This is a genomic window from Candidatus Latescibacter sp. IFSED24 (assembly GCF_058273205.1).
Genome location: NZ_CM177850.1, coordinates 4,520,591 through 4,534,912 on the forward strand (window position 1 = coordinate 4,520,591; position 14,322 = coordinate 4,534,912).

At 69.0% G+C, this 14,322-nt stretch carries 15 protein-coding genes; 6 read left to right on the forward strand and 9 right to left on the reverse strand.

Features of this window, described 5'->3' with window-relative positions:
- Positions 1 to 24: 24 nt before the first annotated feature.
- On the reverse strand, positions 25 to 363 hold the full coding sequence (locus IFSED24_RS18030; protein ID WP_491332875.1) for a hydrogenase maturation nickel metallochaperone HypA/HybF: 339 nt from the start codon (positions 361 to 363) through the stop codon (positions 25 to 27).
- Positions 364 to 365: 2 nt separating this feature from the next.
- A complete protein-coding gene (locus IFSED24_RS18035; RefSeq protein ID WP_491332876.1) occupies positions 366 to 1,079 on the reverse strand; it encodes a sulfite exporter TauE/SafE family protein in 714 nt (237 codons plus the stop codon).
- Between the two features lie 653 nt (positions 1,080 to 1,732).
- Here IFSED24_RS18035 and IFSED24_RS18040 point away from each other — a divergent pair.
- The 3 genes from IFSED24_RS18040 (at position 1,733) to IFSED24_RS18050 (ending at position 3,122) form a co-directional block, all read left to right on the forward strand.
- Positions 1,733 to 2,332 carry a sigma-70 family RNA polymerase sigma factor gene (locus IFSED24_RS18040; RefSeq protein ID WP_491332877.1) on the forward strand — a complete coding sequence of 200 codons (600 nt, stop codon included), beginning with the start codon at positions 1,733 to 1,735 and terminating at the stop codon, positions 2,330 to 2,332.
- Positions 2,333 to 2,334: 2 nt separating this feature from the next.
- The gene (locus IFSED24_RS18045; protein ID WP_491332878.1) at positions 2,335 to 2,595 is read left to right on the forward strand and encodes a hypothetical protein; all 261 of its coding nucleotides are present in this window, start codon (positions 2,335 to 2,337) and stop codon (positions 2,593 to 2,595) included.
- 122 nt (positions 2,596 to 2,717) lie between these two features.
- Positions 2,718 to 3,122 (forward strand): SpoIIAA family protein, encoded by a 405-nt coding sequence (locus IFSED24_RS18050; RefSeq protein ID WP_491332879.1) that lies wholly within the window; start codon positions 2,718 to 2,720, stop codon positions 3,120 to 3,122.
- Here IFSED24_RS18050 and IFSED24_RS18055 read toward each other — a convergent pair.
- From IFSED24_RS18055 to IFSED24_RS18065, 3 genes are all read right to left on the reverse strand, one after another.
- On the reverse strand, positions 3,108 to 4,004 hold the full coding sequence (locus tag IFSED24_RS18055; protein ID WP_491332880.1) for a prenyltransferase: 897 nt from the start codon (positions 4,002 to 4,004) through the stop codon (positions 3,108 to 3,110). The two genes, IFSED24_RS18050 and IFSED24_RS18055, sit on opposite strands and share 15 nt — an antisense overlap.
- A 45-nt stretch (positions 4,005 to 4,049) precedes the next feature.
- A complete protein-coding gene (locus IFSED24_RS18060; protein ID WP_491332881.1) occupies positions 4,050 to 5,285 on the reverse strand; it encodes a glycosyltransferase family 4 protein in 1,236 nt (411 codons plus the stop codon).
- A gap of 164 nt (positions 5,286 to 5,449) precedes the next feature.
- Positions 5,450 to 6,346: a DUF1684 domain-containing protein gene (locus tag IFSED24_RS18065; protein ID WP_491332882.1), complete on the reverse strand. Its 897-nt coding sequence runs from the start codon at positions 6,344 to 6,346 to the stop codon at positions 5,450 to 5,452.
- A 137-nt stretch (positions 6,347 to 6,483) separates the two neighbouring features.
- Here IFSED24_RS18065 and IFSED24_RS18070 point away from each other — a divergent pair, with 137 nt between their 5' ends.
- Positions 6,484 to 7,206 carry a uracil-DNA glycosylase family protein gene (locus IFSED24_RS18070; RefSeq protein ID WP_491332883.1) on the forward strand — a complete coding sequence of 241 codons (723 nt, stop codon included), beginning with the start codon at positions 6,484 to 6,486 and terminating at the stop codon, positions 7,204 to 7,206.
- Here the strand turns inward: IFSED24_RS18070 and IFSED24_RS18075 are convergent.
- The 3 genes from IFSED24_RS18075 to IFSED24_RS18085 all read right to left on the reverse strand — a co-directional run bounded on the left by IFSED24_RS18075 (position 7,203) and on the right by IFSED24_RS18085 (position 10,414).
- On the reverse strand, positions 7,203 to 7,934 hold the full coding sequence (locus IFSED24_RS18075; protein ID WP_491332884.1) for a metallophosphoesterase family protein: 732 nt from the start codon (positions 7,932 to 7,934) through the stop codon (positions 7,203 to 7,205). The two genes, IFSED24_RS18070 and IFSED24_RS18075, sit on opposite strands and share 4 nt — an antisense overlap.
- Positions 7,931 to 9,568, reverse strand: a complete 1,638-nt coding sequence (locus IFSED24_RS18080; RefSeq protein ID WP_491332885.1) for a SpoIIE family protein phosphatase — start codon at positions 9,566 to 9,568, stop codon at positions 7,931 to 7,933. Before IFSED24_RS18080 ends, IFSED24_RS18075 begins: the two co-directional genes overlap by 4 nt.
- Positions 9,569 to 9,649: 81 nt before the next feature.
- Entirely contained in the window at positions 9,650 to 10,414 is a 765-nt protein-coding gene (locus tag IFSED24_RS18085) for a hypothetical protein (RefSeq protein ID WP_491332886.1), read from the reverse strand.
- Positions 10,415 to 10,592: 178 nt separating this feature from the next.
- Here IFSED24_RS18085 and IFSED24_RS18090 point away from each other — a divergent pair, with 178 nt between their 5' ends.
- Entirely contained in the window at positions 10,593 to 11,912 is a 1,320-nt protein-coding gene (locus IFSED24_RS18090; protein ID WP_491332887.1) for a GTPase, read from the forward strand.
- 138 nt (positions 11,913 to 12,050) lie between these two features.
- Positions 12,051 to 13,649, forward strand: coding sequence for a B12-binding domain-containing radical SAM protein (locus tag IFSED24_RS18095; protein ID WP_491332888.1), 1,599 nt, complete (start codon positions 12,051 to 12,053; stop codon positions 13,647 to 13,649).
- A gap of 10 nt (positions 13,650 to 13,659) precedes the next feature.
- Here IFSED24_RS18095 and IFSED24_RS18100 read toward each other — a convergent pair whose 3' ends face one another.
- Complete coding sequence (locus IFSED24_RS18100; RefSeq protein ID WP_491332889.1) at positions 13,660 to 14,304, reverse strand: FlgD immunoglobulin-like domain containing protein; 645 nt, start codon at positions 14,302 to 14,304, stop codon at positions 13,660 to 13,662.
- Positions 14,305 to 14,322 lie beyond the last annotated feature (18 nt).

Sequence of the window (14,322 nt, forward strand, 5' to 3'; positions counted from 1 at the left end):
CGAGGCCGGATCCGCCCGGCCGGTTCAGTCGACATCGATGCAGAGGACGCGCAGCTCGCGACCCTGGATGATCTCCACCCCGCACCGGCAGGCCGCGCAGCCGGACACGGGCAAGCTCACCGGTCCCTCCCGGCCGCACCGTGCACATCGGCCGCGCCCGGGGATCTCCTTGATCTCCAGCCGAGCCTCGGCGGCGGGGGTGCCCTGCCGGGCGAGTTCGAAACCGAAAGCCAGCGCCTCGGTCTCGACGCCGGCCAGCTCTCCGACCTCCACCTCGATGCGCCGGATCACCGTGGCTGTCGCCGCTCGTGCCTGCTCGGTGGCGATCTCCAAAATGTTCACTGCCAGGGCCAGTTCGTGCATGGTCACCACCCCAGGAAGCGGATGGCCAGCCCGCTGGCCAGGATGGTCGTGCCGGCCAGGGCGTGGGTGTAGCGTTCGATCGGCTGCAGCGACACCAACCGGATGCCGTGGGCGGTCAGCGCCACCACCGCCAGCATGGTGCCGATGGTGACGATTCCGAAGACCACGGTGACCAGGATCAGGCCGACCGTGCTCGCCCTGGCTGCCGGGAACATGAGGATCGGGATCAAGGGCTCGCAGGGACCGAGGACGAAGATGACGAACAGGATCCAGGGAGTGAGTTCGCGTGCGCCCGCCCGGTCGTGGACATGGGAGTGCTCGTGGACATGGACATGGCGATGGGTGTGGCGCGTGCCGTCGGAGTGGACGTGCTCGTGGAGGTGCGGTCGCCGTCGCTGCGCTCGACGCAGTCCCCAGGCCGTGTAGACCAGGCCGAAGGAGATGAGCAGCCAGCCGGCGATGTCGCCACGCACCCCCTCGATCATCTCGAGCCGGTGGACCGCCAGCCCGAGGGCGATGCCCACCAGTCCCAGGACCACCGAACCGAGCACGTGCCCGACGCCGCAGACCAGGGTCACGGCCAGGGTCCGGGGCAGGGACCAGCCACGAGCGCGCCCGACCACGACGAACGGCACGTAGTGATCGGGTCCGGTGAGGGTGTGCACCAGGCCGATGGTTGCTGCCGTGGCCAGCAGGATGCCGAGATCAGGCTCCACCAGGCGACCTCCGCATTGGGCGATGAGGGGGGCGTCGCCAACCCGATCAATATACCAGAATTGCACGGGTATTTTCAGGATATTCTCGGGCCGTCCCGCCCGGGCAACCACGGTGCAGGCCGGCTCCAGCAGTGGAGCCGGCCTGCCGTGCAAGCGGAGGCGGCGGACCGGTGTCCCGTCGGCCCGCCGGCCGTGGCCAATCCCTGCTAGGCCACGACCTCCGCCTCCCTTGGCGCCTGGACCGCAGTCGACCGCCCGCTGGCGAGTCGCCGCAGCACCAGGTCGTAAACCAGGCCCATCACCAGGCCGCTGATCCGTCCCGTGATCAGCCGGCCGCCACGGTGGGCGCGCCGACCATCTTGCCGATCATGGGCAGCATGCCCATCTTCGCCATCAGCATCCCGAACACCGCCCATCCAGCAGACCGCTCAAGCAAGAATCGTCCTCGTCGTGAAACCACCCATCCGCCTGCCTGCATTCTATGGCTCCCGGCGGTGAACCCGGCCCCTCCCGTCCGGGCCACCCGCCGATCGTTGTCGTGAAGTCAGTGCCGCCGCCGCCGCGATCATGACAGCGATGTCGACGGGTGCGTGGATTGGCCTTACCCTGAACGGAGCCGCTGATTGCCGACCCATTCCCGGAGCGATCCGAGCATGGCCTACACACCGCCGCCCGAGTTCGGCACCCCCGAGTTCCTCGCCCGCCTGCAGCGACAGGACCGCGCCGCCATCCAGCAGGTGGTGCACGAGTACCTGCCCCAGATCCTGCGCGCGGCTCGTGGCGCCGGCCTGCAGGAGGCCGAGGCCGACGACGTCACCCAGCAGACCTTCCTGACCTTCATCGAGACCCTGCCGCGGTTCGAGGGCCGCAGCCAGGTGCGCACCTGGCTCTTCGGTATCCTCTACCACAAGCTCCGCGAGGCGCGCCGCGGCTTCCAGAAGCAGGGCCGGCATGACGACATCGACGACGTGCTCGAGAGCCGTTTCGACGACCGCGGCATGTGGCAGTCGCCGCCGCGCCAGGCCGACGACGAGATGTGGGACCAGCAGATCCGCCGCCATCTCGAGGAGTGCCTCGAGACCGTGCCCGAGCGTCACCGCCTGGCCTTCGTCCTGAAGGAGGTGGAGGGCCTGTCTGGTGCGGAGATCTGTAATGCCCTCGAGGTGACGAGCACCAACCTGGGAGTGATCCTCTACCGTGCGCGCAACCGGCTGAGGGAATGTCTCGAGGGTCGGGGATTCGAGGAGCGATGACGATGATGAAGATGCCGGGAATGTTCAGCTGTCGCGAGGTGCACCAGCTCGTCGCCACGGGCGACCACGAGGACCTCGGCGCCATGGCGCGTCTCAAGCTCCGGCTGCATGTCATGATGTGCGTGCACTGCGCCCGCTACGTGGCCCAGCTCCGGACGCTGGGCGAGCAGGTCAGGCGTTTGCTGGGTCGTCTGCCCGATCCCGAGCACTGCCAGCAGCTCGAGGACCGGGTCATGGCCCACTGCGAGGGCCACGACCATTGATCCCGCCGGCGGGCCTGCGCAGGCCTTGTGGGCGGGATGATTCCTGTTTCTTTGTGCTAAGGTCCTGATATGATCCGGGAAGGTTCCGTGCCTGTTCTGCCGCGTGAGGAATCAGCAAGCCCATGACCAGGATGGAATACGAGATCGAGATCGAGGACGCCACGGGATTCGTCATCGTGCGCACGCGAGGCGTGCCCGACATCGCAGGATTCATGGCCTACTCCAACGATCTCCACCAGCGCCTGCTGGGTCGGGACCACGCCTGCATCCTCTCCGATCATCGCGAGCTGAGCGCCGATTTCAGCGCCATCACCTCGGCCGACGTCCAGGGCTACGCCAGACATCTCGTCGACTTCAAGGATGCCCTGGCGCGACGGCGGATCGCCTCGGTCTGCGGTTCGCAGCTCCACTTCGGCCTGACCCGCATGTGGGAGGCCCTCATGGAGAACAGCGGCCTGACCATGGATCACCGGGTCTTCACCGACATGGCAGAAGCCCGGCGCTGGCTCGCCTCAGAGCACGAATAGCCCCACCGCCATCAGCACCGGCGTGACCAGGTTCAGGACCACGTTCTTGCCCATGCTCGGCAACAGCTGCGGCAGGCTCTCGAAATCCTGCCGCACGCCGCGGAACGTCTGCGCCGCCAGCGGAACCACCAGCAAGCCCAGCAGAGCGCCCACCGGCAGCACGCCCAGGATCCAGCCGACCACGGGGGCCAGGAAGGCGCCCAGCAGGAACAGGCCGTAGACCGCGACGCCCCGGCGCAGGTTCGCGGTGATGATGAGGTGATTGCGGCCCACGGCGCGGTCGGGCTCCTGGTCGGGGAACTGGTTCAGCAGCAACAGATCGCTGACCAGGAAGAACGGGGTCAGCGACGCCACGAAACCGGTCCAGGAGTAGCTGCCGGTGAGGCAGAACTCGGTGCCCATGACCATCATCGGCCCGAAGCCCAGGCCCGGAGCGAGCAGGCAGAGCAGCCAGTTGCGGGTGATGCTCGGGGTGTAGGCCACGATGTTCACCAGGCCGAGAACGCCCAGCGGCAGCAGGAGCCAGCCGCGCAGGATCACGAAGTAGACCCCGATGGCCGCGGTCACGCCCAGCGCCACCAGGCCGGTGATCAGCGCGAAGTGCGCCTTGTCGGGGTTGGCGGGCAGCGTGCCGGTGCCGCCAGAGAAGGGAGTCTTGATGGTGGCGAGGTCGAGGCCGCTCTTGAAGTCGGCGTATTCGTTGAGCGCGTTGACCGCGATGTGCGAGGCCACCGCGCCGGCCAGCACCAGCAGGAACTGGGGCCAGTCCAGGGCGAAACCGCGCCAGTGGGCCACGGCCAGGCCGAGGACCACGCAGGCGGGGGTCAGCAGGAGGAAGTTTGGGCGCATGGGGCCCACGATGGCGGCGCGGGTGCTGCTCAAATCGAAGCCTCCGATTGGGGGTCCAGTGGATTCGTGGCCAACAGGTTAGCGTGATGTCACAGTGGGCGCCAGTTCGCCCCAGATCCGTGCGACCCGGTCGAAGACCGCACGCCAGGTGAACGGGTCGAGCTGGCCGGGTGCCGGTGCACGGGGGCCGGCCTCGAGGGTCGTCTCGAGGGCGTGGGCGAGGCGTGCGGAAAAAGGCGGCAGGTCGGCGGGCTCGGGCGTGTCGGGTCCGATCAGGCGCGGTGGGTCCACGAGCAGCAGGTCGGAGCCCAACGCCGGCGCCAGTTCGCTCACCACTCCGGGCAGCGCGGTGCTCACCAGCCGGCAGCCGCACGCCCGGGCCTCGGCCAGGACCAGCGGCAGGCCCTCGTAGAACGACGGCAGGACCAGGGCGCTGCAGCGTCGCATCAGATCGGCCAGCGCGGGCTGCCCTAGCCGACCGTGCAGGACCAGGTTGGGGGCCAGGGCCGTCATGCGGCGGCGCAACTCCTCGGCCTCGGCGCCGGCGCCATCGCCGGCGACGTGCAGCGTGAAGGGCCGACCGCGTTCCCAGAGTGCGTCGCAGGCGTCGAGCAGCCAGGGCACGCCCTTGGCGGCAGCGAACTTGCCGACGTAGAGCAGGTGATCGCGACGCGTGGAATCGGCGGCGGCGCCCCGGGTATGGAAGAGGTCCTCGCGATAGCCGGCGCCCACTGTGAAGACGCGGTCGGCCGGGACCGCGAGCGTCTCTTGAACCTGCTGGGCGTGGTCGTCGTGCAGGACAGCGAAGGCGCGGTGCCCCCGCAGGCCGCCGACGATTTCCGGGCGCAGATGTGGGCAGAGGGCCATCTGGCGCAGGCCCGTGGCGTGGCAGTGGGCCAGGGAGGGGACGCCGGCGAGTGTCGCGGGCGCCAGGGACGAGACGAGCCAGAGGTGGTTGCAGTGGACCAGGTCGGGCCGGCAGGCTGTGGCCGTCGCGGCGAGGGCATGGCGCCAGACCGTGCCGTACGCCGCGAGCATGTCGGCGGTCATGGTCGACCAGACCGTGCTCGGGTAGGGCATGACGTCGCTCATGCCGGGCACCGCGAACGAGAGGTCGCCGCCGGGACCGAAGGTGACGGTCCGGACACGCCGTGCGGGCAGGCCGCCGACCGACGGCACCGGCTCGTCCACCGGGACCCCACAGAGCACCCAGGGCTCGTGACCGGCGTCGGTCGCCTCGCGCACCAGGGCGTCCAGCGTGATGCCGCTGCCGGTGAGTTCGGGGCGCTGGCTGAGGACGAAGAGGATCCGCATGGGCTGGAATGTAGCAGGCCGGCGGTGGGCGGGAAAGAGGCGGCTGGTCGGGGACCGATGCGGGCCGGGATCCGGAGGTCGGGGAGGATCACCACGCCCGGGGCGGGCGCCGCGCAGGCGGACCCGGCAGCCCGCACGCCCGGAGCACGGATTTCCTGCGGACGCTAGTGAGGCGTCCCCCACATCCGCTCGCCGGCCGCCACCGCCACCGGCAGCACGTTCTGCGGCGGTGGCAAGGGGCAGGTGGCGTGGGGCGTGAAGACGCAGGGCGGGTTGGTGGCGCGGTTGAAATCGAGCACCACGGTGCCGTCGGGGCCCACTGGCTCGGTGGTGAGGAAGCGGCCGCCGCCGTACGTGGTCTGCCCGTTGGTGGCGTCGCCGAAGACCAGGAAGAGTGGCTGGCCCGCCGCGCCCACGGGCGTGAGCCGGCAGGTCTGGCCGGCGAGTTCGAACACCAGGATGCCGGGCGATGGCGACTGGTCGGTCTGATCGAGGACGTTGGTGATGGCCACGGTGCGCGGGGTGCCGGTGGTGTCGAGCCGGGCGGTCACCAGCCAGCGGTCGTGCACGGGGAAGCGGTCGATCCCCGCGAAGGCGCGCCGGACCGCGCTCGTGTTGTCCTTGACCCGCAGGTAGAAGGTGTCGCCGCGCCGGATCACCTGGACGTTGAGGGAGCCGAAACGGACCACGGTGGCAGGTGGGTCGGCGTCGGTGGCGAGGGCGGCGGTGGTCACGGGTGCGCCGTCGATCCGGACATCGAGGCTGGGGGCGGCGGTGAAGCTGATCCCGTCGTCGGCGATGGTGAGCACACCGACGTCGGCAGGAGCGGCCGCGTCCAGGCGGATATCGTGATCGGCGCCCGAGCCGAGGCTGTTCTCGCCAGGGTGCAGCGGGTGGAGTCCGACCAGGGTGAGCCAGCCATCCTCGGCCGTGAGGCGGTCGAGGCGCTCGGCATGCCACTGGTCGACCTCGGCCACGTAGGCGGGGTCGACACGTTGCCCGCAGGCGGCCATCAGGAGCAGGAACGCCAGGACCAGGAGCGGGGGACGCATGGGCGGCATGGGGGGACCTTTCGCTGGAGCTGCGGGACGGTCCCGACAGTCTAGCCCGGCGCGCCCGATCAGCCATCCCCAGAAATGGCGCCAGGGGCTATATTGGGGGCTCGACTCGCCTCTCACGCCAACACCCGAGGCCCCGCATGTCCCTTGCCGCCCAGGCCCTCGCCATCTGCGCCGACCTGCGTCGCGCGGTCGACCGGCTCCGGTTCGACGCGCCCGTCACCCATGTCTACAACCCCCTGGGCTACGCCGAACCGGCGCTCCGCCAGTACCTCGAGCGGTTCGGCGACACACCCAAGCGCGTGCTCCTGCTCGGCATGAATCCCGGCCCCTGGGGCATGGCCCAGACCGGCGTACCCTTCGGCGAGGTGACGGCGGTCCGCGACTGGATGGGGCTGGACGCCACGGTGGGCAAGCCGCCGGTGGAACATCCCAAACGTCCGGTGTACGGGCTGGCCTGCCAGCGCAGCGAGGTCTCGGGGCGGCGGCTCTGGGGACTCTTCGCCGAGCGTTTCGGGACCGCCCGGCGGTTCTTCGCCGACCACCTCGTCCTGAACCACTGCCCGCTGGTCTTCATGGAGGAGTCGGGGCGCAACCGCACGCCCGACAAGCTGCCGGCGACCGAACGCGAGCCGCTCCTGGCCGTCTGCGACGAGGCGCTGGCGCGGCTGGTCGATCTCTACGCTCCGGAGTGGGCCATCGGCGTGGGGGGCTTCGCCGAGCAACGCCTGCAGAGGCTCGCGCGCGACGGCATGCGGGTGGGTCGGGTGCTGCATCCGAGCCCTGCCAGCCCCGTGGCCAACCGCGGCTGGGCGCCCCAGGCCGCGCAGCAGTTGGTGGCGCAGGGCATCTGGAAAGCCTAGCGCCCCTCGGTCAGGCGTTCGGCGAGGCGCGGCGGCAGGCCCGCATCGAGGATCTTGGTCATGCAGGTCTCGATCTCGTAGTCCACGCGGTGCAACGTGAGGCGCTGTGCCTCGGTGTCGAGCAGCGACCAGGCGGCGCGCCAATCGCCGTCGCGGGGCTGGCCGACGCTGCCCACGTTGATCAGCCAGCGGTCGCCGGAGGCGAGGTCGTAGTCCCCCTCCTCGAGCTGCAGGACCTCGTCGCCCGCCAGCCGGAACGCCATGGGCACGTGGGTATGCCCGTAGCAGCAGATCCGGGTGGTCTGCTCCTCGATGGCCAGCGCCCCCTCGCCGAAGAAGCGGATGTAGTTCCAGGTCTCCGGCTCGCTCGGGGTGGCGTGGACGAGGCAGAGGTCGGGCTCGAGGCGGGCTTCCAGCGGCAGCGAGGCCAACCAGCGGCGCTGGCCCTCGGAGAGCTGCTTGCGGGTCCAGCGCGTGGCCTCGCGGGCCAGCGGGTTGAATCCCGAAAGGTCGCGGTCGTCCGCGCAGTAGGCATCGTGGTTGCCCTGGATGATGGCCACCGGCTCGAGCGAGCGCAGCAACTCGAGGCAGGCCGACGGGTCGGCGGCGTAGCCCACGATGTCGCCGAGGCAGGCGAAGGCGTCGACCTCGCGCGCGCGGGCGTCGGCGATCACCGCGTTGAACGCCTCGAGGTTGGCGTGGATGTCACTGATCAGGGCGAGTTTCACGATGCTTCGGCCTTCCGTTCCACCAACAGGAGGGTTATGTCGTCGCTCTGAGGGGCGCCGCCGGTGAATTCGGCCAGGTCCTCGAGCAGGCGGGTCTGCAGGTCGTCCAGCGAACAGCCGGGGCAGTGGGCCAGGAGCGTCTGCAGCCGCTCGTCCCCGTACATGTCCTCGTCGTGGTTCATGGCCTCGGTCAGGCCGTCGCTGTAGAACACCAGGCGACTGTCCTGGGGCAGGACGCACTGGGTGATGGGGTAGACGAAATCGGGCATCATGCCCACCGGCGGCCCCACCGCATTCAGCATCTCGAGGTTGCCCTTGTGGACGAGCATCGGCGGGTTGTGCCCGGCGTTGACGAACTCCATCTGGCCGGTGGCGGGGTCGAGCAGGCCGATGAAGAGGGTGGCGAACCGGAGCGCGTCGGTGGAGGCATACAGCTCGGTGTTGATCCGGGTGGCGAGCCGACCGAGGTCGTTGCATTCCTCGGCCACCACGCGGATGGCGGGCAGCAAGGCGGCCACCAGCAGGGCGGCGGGCAGGCCCTTGCCCGAGACGTCGCCCACCACCAGCAGGACGCGGCCGTCGGGTAGCGAGCGGGCGTCGTAGAGGTCGCCGGCAACCTCCTCGCAGGCATCCAGGTATGCGCTGATGTTCAGGCCCGGGACCAGGGGCATGTGGCGGGGCAACAGGCGGCTCATGATCAGGCGGGCTGCGTCGAGCTCGGTCCTCAGCCGGCGGCGTTCCTCCTCGAGGGCGTGCATGCGGGCGTGGGTGATGGCCACCGCCACCACGTTGGCCAGCAGCACGAAGGCCCTCAATTCGTCGCGAGTGTAGCGGACGGTGAGATCGCTGGTGTCGGCGTAGAGCAGGCCGATGACCTGCTCGTTGTCGAAGAGCGGCGCGGCCATGGCCGAATGGGTTCCCGAGCTGACGATGCTCTCGCCGCCGAGCAGGCGCTGGTCGTTGCTGGCGTCCTCGGTCAGGAAGGCCTTGCGCTGGTCCATGACCTGGGAGACCAGGGTCTGGCTGAGGATCATGCCGCCGGGACCGCCGGTGCGCACCCGGGACGCCATCACCTTCAATTCCTCCCCGCCGTTTTCCTTCAGGAGGAGGAAGATGCGTTCGGGCTCCAGGGCCTGTTCCACCAGCTCGAGCAGTGGGTCGAAGAGCTCCTCGGGTTTGAGGGGGCGCGTGAGCAGCTCGCCCGCCTCGGCGAGGATCCGGAACAGGTAGGCCTTCTTGTCGCCGACATCGGGGCGCGTCCGCCGCACTTCGTCCACCGAGACCTCGATGCCCGCCTTGATGTTGGTCTGGTCGCGGAACATCTGGGTGGTGGAGCGACCACCGTCGACGGTGAGGATCACGTTGCCCAGGTCGACCTGGTCGCCGTGGTTCAGCATGACCGGTCCCGAGAGGGGCAGGCCGTTGTGGCGGGTGCCGTTGGAACTGCCCAGGTCCTCGAGCTCGATGGTGGCTCCCCGGATGCGCAGGCGAGCATGTTGCCGGCTCACCGACGGCTCGTCGAGCCGCACGTCACAGGTGGAGGCGCGACCGAGGACGTGGTCACCCTCGTCGAGACCGAACTGGAGAGCCTGGCCGGCGAGGCGGCCGTGCAGGGTGAGGCGTGGCTGAGACATGCTGGACCTCATCGGGCTGGAGCAATGATTTAGACTGGACAAAATAACGACAGTATTGCGCGGCCGCCCAGCCGCTCACCGTCAGAATTGCTGACTCCAGCCGAAAACGTAGTAGTGGATGAGGGCGAAACTGTAGACCTCGTCCACGTCGGCGCCGCCTTCGAGCACGCGATAGCCCAGGTGCAGGGCCCCCTGGTTCCACGGCCGCACGGCCATGGCCAGCAGCACATCCTCGGCGCGGCCCTGCGGGGCGGCGGCGGCGTCACCGGCCAGAAGCAGGCCCAGCTTCCGGCTGAAACGCCAGTCGAGGTGGATGTTGACCAGGGGCACGAAGCCCACGTTGTCCTTGCGCGTGGTGGTTGTGCCGTCGCTGAGCTCGATGTAGGCGTCCCGGATCTTGCCGGTCAGGCCGAGGCCGAAGGTGAACGACGGTTTCTGCGCCAGATCATAGCGCCAGGTCAGCCGGTAGCTGTTGAACTTGTAGACGGCCCTGAGGTCGGCGTCGGCCGCGAAATTCTCGCCGTTGAAGTCGATGGCGAATCCGGGCTCGCCCGAGGCGTGGAGGGTCAGTGGCGCGTAGAGAGCCGTGAGGTGGTTGCGCTGGCCAAGGCGGCGATCGAGCTGGATCCGGAACGCCACGTCCTCGGCGGTCTTCAGGTCATCGGTCAGGGAGAACCGCGTCCCGGTATCGCCGGGAATGGCGACGTCGTTCTTGCCGGCGGTCACCATGGCCGCCTCGAAGTCGATGGTCCAGGAGGACGAGGCCACCGCCGACGTGGCGATCCAGGCCAGCGACAGCAGCAGGCACGGCAGCGCCCGGGCGCCCGTACGGGAGAATGGTGTCACACTACGACCTTTCGACGACCGGTGGAGGATCCACGCGCCAGCCTATCATGAATAAGGGAAAAAAGGTCCAGCGCCATGGTCCGGTTCGCTGGCGGCCTGTCCTGGTCCAGGCGCCGGCGGTCGGCTATCTTGGTGGCCAGTCCGCACCACGGCACGCACCGCTCCAGGGAGTCTGCGCATGGCCCGCCTCCAACGCAAGATCATCGGTATCTTCGGCCGGATCAACGCCGGCAAATCCACCTGCATGAATCTGCTCACCCAGCAGGAGACCTCGCTGGTGGACGCCCAGCCCGGCACCACCGCCGACATCAAGAGCGCGCTCATGGAGATCCACGCCATCGGGCCAGCCAAGATCCTCGACACCGCCGGCCTCGACGAGGAGTCGCGCCTGGGCGAGAAGAAGCGCCAGAAGACGCTGGCGGCGCTCGAGGAGGTGGACCTGGCGGTGCTGGTGATCGACCCGGTGCAGGCGCTGCTGGCCGAGGAGCTGAGCGTCGAGGACTCGGTGGCCACCCTGGCGCGCAAGCTGGGCCGCCGCCTCTGCGTGGTCCTCAACCGTCATGCCGACGCCGAGAAGCGACTGGCCGGGAGCGGCGCCACCATGGAGCAGGCCCGCCGCTTCTGCCTCGCGGTGCTCCCGGACCCTGTCGGCACGCCCATCCTCGACCTCGATCTGAGTGATCCCGACCGCAGCGGCGAGCTGGCCGCGTTCCTCGCCGCCGCCGGCGGCCACACCGCGGACGAGACACCGCTCTTGCCCATGGTGCACCGGCACGGCGTGGTGGTCATGCACATCCCCATGGACGAGGAGACCCCTTCGGGCCGCCTGCTCCGACCGCAGGAGATGGCCATGGAGGCGCTGTTGCGCGCCGGCGTGCCGGTGGGGCTCTACCGGGTGGACCTGGGGCTCGCGCGCTGCGGCAACGCGGCGGTGGTCGCGCAGCAAAAGCAGGGCTTCCTCGACTTCCTGGGCTCGTTCGTCGCGAGCGGCGGCGTCCAGCTGGTCCTCACCGATTCGCAGGCCATCGACATCATGGACCCGTGGGTGCCCGCCGACATCCCGCTGACCACCTTCTCGATCATGATGGTCAACCAGACCGCCTGCGGCGACATGGCGGTGTTCGTCGAGGGCGCGCAGGCCCTCGACCGTCTCCAGGCCGGTGACCGGGTCCTGATCGCCGAGGCCTGCAACCACGACCGCATCGCCGAGGACATCGGCACGGTGCAGCTACCGCGCAAGCTCGCCCAGGCGGTACCGGGCATCCTGGTCGACCACGCCTTCGGGCGCGAGTTCCCCGAGCCCGACGAACTCCGGCAATATGCCCTGGCCATCCACTGCGGCGGCTGCATGATCCGGCCGCAGAAGCTGGCCGCGCGGGTGCAGCGGCTCTGCGCGGCCGGCATCCCGGTGACCAACTACGGCCTGGCGCTGAGCTGGTACGAGGGGCAGCAGACCCTCGGCCGGGTCCTGGCGCCCTGGCTCTCGACGAAGGCCTGAGAGCCTCCTGATCAGGGCCGCGGCGGTTCGCGCTTCGGAGCCGGCAGTGCTATCCTGTCGACAATCACAGTCAAGAGGCGCGCCGGGCGTGCCGACACGGGGTGGCTGCCACCAAGGTCAACGGAATCGAGAATTCAGGTGCGCAAGCTCCGCGTCGGCGTCATCGACCTGGTGCACAAGGCGCCGACACGCGCTCTGTACGCACGCGTCATGCACGCCAATCTCGCGGCCATCATGCCGCAGGTCGTGGCGGCCTGGTGTCAGGAGATGGGACACCGGGTCGCTTTCGTCTGTTACACCGGACTCGAGCACCTGAGTCGCGAGCTGCCGCAGGATTGCGACCTGGTGTTCATCTGCGGCTTCACCGAGTCCGCCCAGCTCGCCTATGCTCTCAGCAATCTCTTCCGCGCCCAGGGGGCCGTCACGGTCCTGGGCGGGCCCCACGCCCGCTGCTACCCCGAAGACGCGCAGCTGTACTTCGACTACGTGCTGGGTTTCACGGACCGCTCCCTGATCCAGGACGTCCTGCAGGATTGCGCGCGGCACCGACCCCTCGGTCTGGCCCTCTCGGCGGAGCGCCACCCCGTCGCTCTGCCCGATTTGGCGGCGCGCTGGCCCTTCGTCGAACATGCGCTCCGCAAGGCGCCGCTATTGAAGCTGGTGCCGATGATCGGCAGCCTCGGCTGTCCTTATACCTGTTCGTTCTGCATCGACTCGACGGTTCCGTACCAACCGCTGTGCTTCGACACCCTCAAGCAGGATCTTCGCTTCCTGCGCGAGCATCTGGCGCGACCACGGGTGGGCTGGCACGACCCGAACTTCGGGGTCCGGTTCGACGACTGCCTCGACGCCATCGAGGACGCGGTGCCGCCCGGCAGCATCGAGTTCGCCGCCGAGAGCTCCCTGTCCCTCCTGACCGAGGATCACGTCAAGCGCCTGCGGCACAATGGCTTCAAGGCCCTCTTGCCCGGGGTCGAATCCTGGTATGACCTGGGCAACAAGTCGCGCTGCGGGAAGCGCAACGCCGAGGAGCGGGTCCAGCTCGTATCCGAACAGATCAACATGATCCTGCGGCACGTGCCCTACGTGCAGGCCAACTTCGTGCTGGGTCTGGACTCCGACAAGGGCGCCGAGCCCTTCGCGCTGACCAAGCGCTTCATCGACCTGACCCCGGGCGTGTTTCCCGGCTACTCGCTCCTGACCGCCTTCGGTCGCGCCGCGCCGCTGAACCTGGAGCTGCAGCTGAGCAACCGGGTGATCCCCTTCCCGTTCCATTTCCTGGACAACAACCACGCCATGAATGTCCAGCCGCTCCACTACGAGTGGGCCGAGTTCTATGACCACGTGATCGACCTCACCAGCTACACCTTCTCCTGGCGCACCATGGGCCGGCGCTTCCGTGCCAATGGCGAGGCGCTCCCGCGCTGGCTCAACCTCGTCCGCGGCGTGTCGTCGGAGGGGTTCGGACGGTTGAAGCAGTTCCGCCAGCTGCGTCGGCGGCTCGACACCGACCCGGAGCTTCGCGCGTTCCTCGACCGCGAGAGCGACCAGGTGCCCACCCACGACGCCGCGATCGTTCGCCGCGACCTGGGACCGCTATGGCCATGGTTGCCCGCCGGAGCGCTGGAGCATAACCCACACGCGTATCTGGACGCCTCGCGAGGCGGCGTGTCGCCGTTGCCGACCTCGGTGGCCGAGGCGCTGCCCAACCCGGGGCTGGCCGACGCAGGCTCCTAGCCTCTCCATATCATTTGACCAGTGTCAGCTTCGTGGTCTGCACGGCCTGGCCGCAGGCGTAGAGCGCCAGGTAGGTCCCGGTAGCCACCTGCTTGCCGGCGTTGTCGGTGCCGTTCCAGCGGGCTTCGTGCCAGCCAGGAGCGGTGTCGGTGTCGAGGTCGCGGATCAGCTTGCCCCGGACATCGAAGATCTGCAGCCGCACACGGCCGGTGGCCTGGCCGCTTGCCGGCACCGCGTATGACAGGGTGGTCAGCGGATTGAACGGGTTGGGCTGGGCCGGACGCAGTTCGGCAGCATCCACGGTGGGCACGTCGGTGGTCAGGAACGCCTGGATGGGGTCCGACCATTCGCTGGGCACCGAGCAGCGGCCCTCCGCATCGATCCCGCAGACCCGGAGCCGGTAGACGACGTCGTACTCGGGCTGCAGGACATAAGTGGTGTCGCCCACCACGGTCTCCGCCAGGTACGCATCCCCCACATCCTCCTGGAGCCAGACCTCGTAGGCCACCGCGGCGGCCAGGGGTGTCCCGTCCTCGGCCTCCAGCGGACCTGGCGACCAGCAGAAGGTGTAGTCGAGCGATGGCTCGGAGGCCATGATCACGCCGCCGAAGAGGAGAAGAGTGACGATAACGGTGTAAAGTAGCCTGTAGTTCATGACGCATCCTCCTGGGCC

Coding starts and splice junctions, on each gene's coding strand:
- IFSED24_RS18060 (WP_491332881.1), bottom strand. CDS start 5,285: ATGCGGATCCTCTTCGTCCTCAGCCAGCGCCCCGAACTCACCGGCAGC.
- IFSED24_RS18050 (WP_491332879.1), top strand. CDS start 2,718: ATGACCAGGATGGAATACGAGATCGAGATCGAGGACGCCACGGGATTC.
- IFSED24_RS18080 (WP_491332885.1), bottom strand. CDS start 9,568: ATGTCTCAGCCACGCCTCACCCTGCACGGCCGCCTCGCCGGCCAGGCT.
- IFSED24_RS18065 (WP_491332882.1), bottom strand. CDS start 6,346: ATGCCGCCCATGCGTCCCCCGCTCCTGGTCCTGGCGTTCCTGCTCCTG.
- IFSED24_RS18040 (WP_491332877.1), top strand. CDS start 1,733: ATGGCCTACACACCGCCGCCCGAGTTCGGCACCCCCGAGTTCCTCGCC.
- IFSED24_RS18090 (WP_491332887.1), top strand. CDS start 10,593: ATGGCCCGCCTCCAACGCAAGATCATCGGTATCTTCGGCCGGATCAAC.
- IFSED24_RS18070 (WP_491332883.1), top strand. CDS start 6,484: ATGTCCCTTGCCGCCCAGGCCCTCGCCATCTGCGCCGACCTGCGTCGC.
- IFSED24_RS18030 (WP_491332875.1), bottom strand. CDS start 363: ATGCACGAACTGGCCCTGGCAGTGAACATTTTGGAGATCGCCACCGAG.
- IFSED24_RS18045 (WP_491332878.1), top strand. CDS start 2,335: ATGATGAAGATGCCGGGAATGTTCAGCTGTCGCGAGGTGCACCAGCTC.
- IFSED24_RS18100 (WP_491332889.1), bottom strand. CDS start 14,304: ATGAACTACAGGCTACTTTACACCGTTATCGTCACTCTTCTCCTCTTC.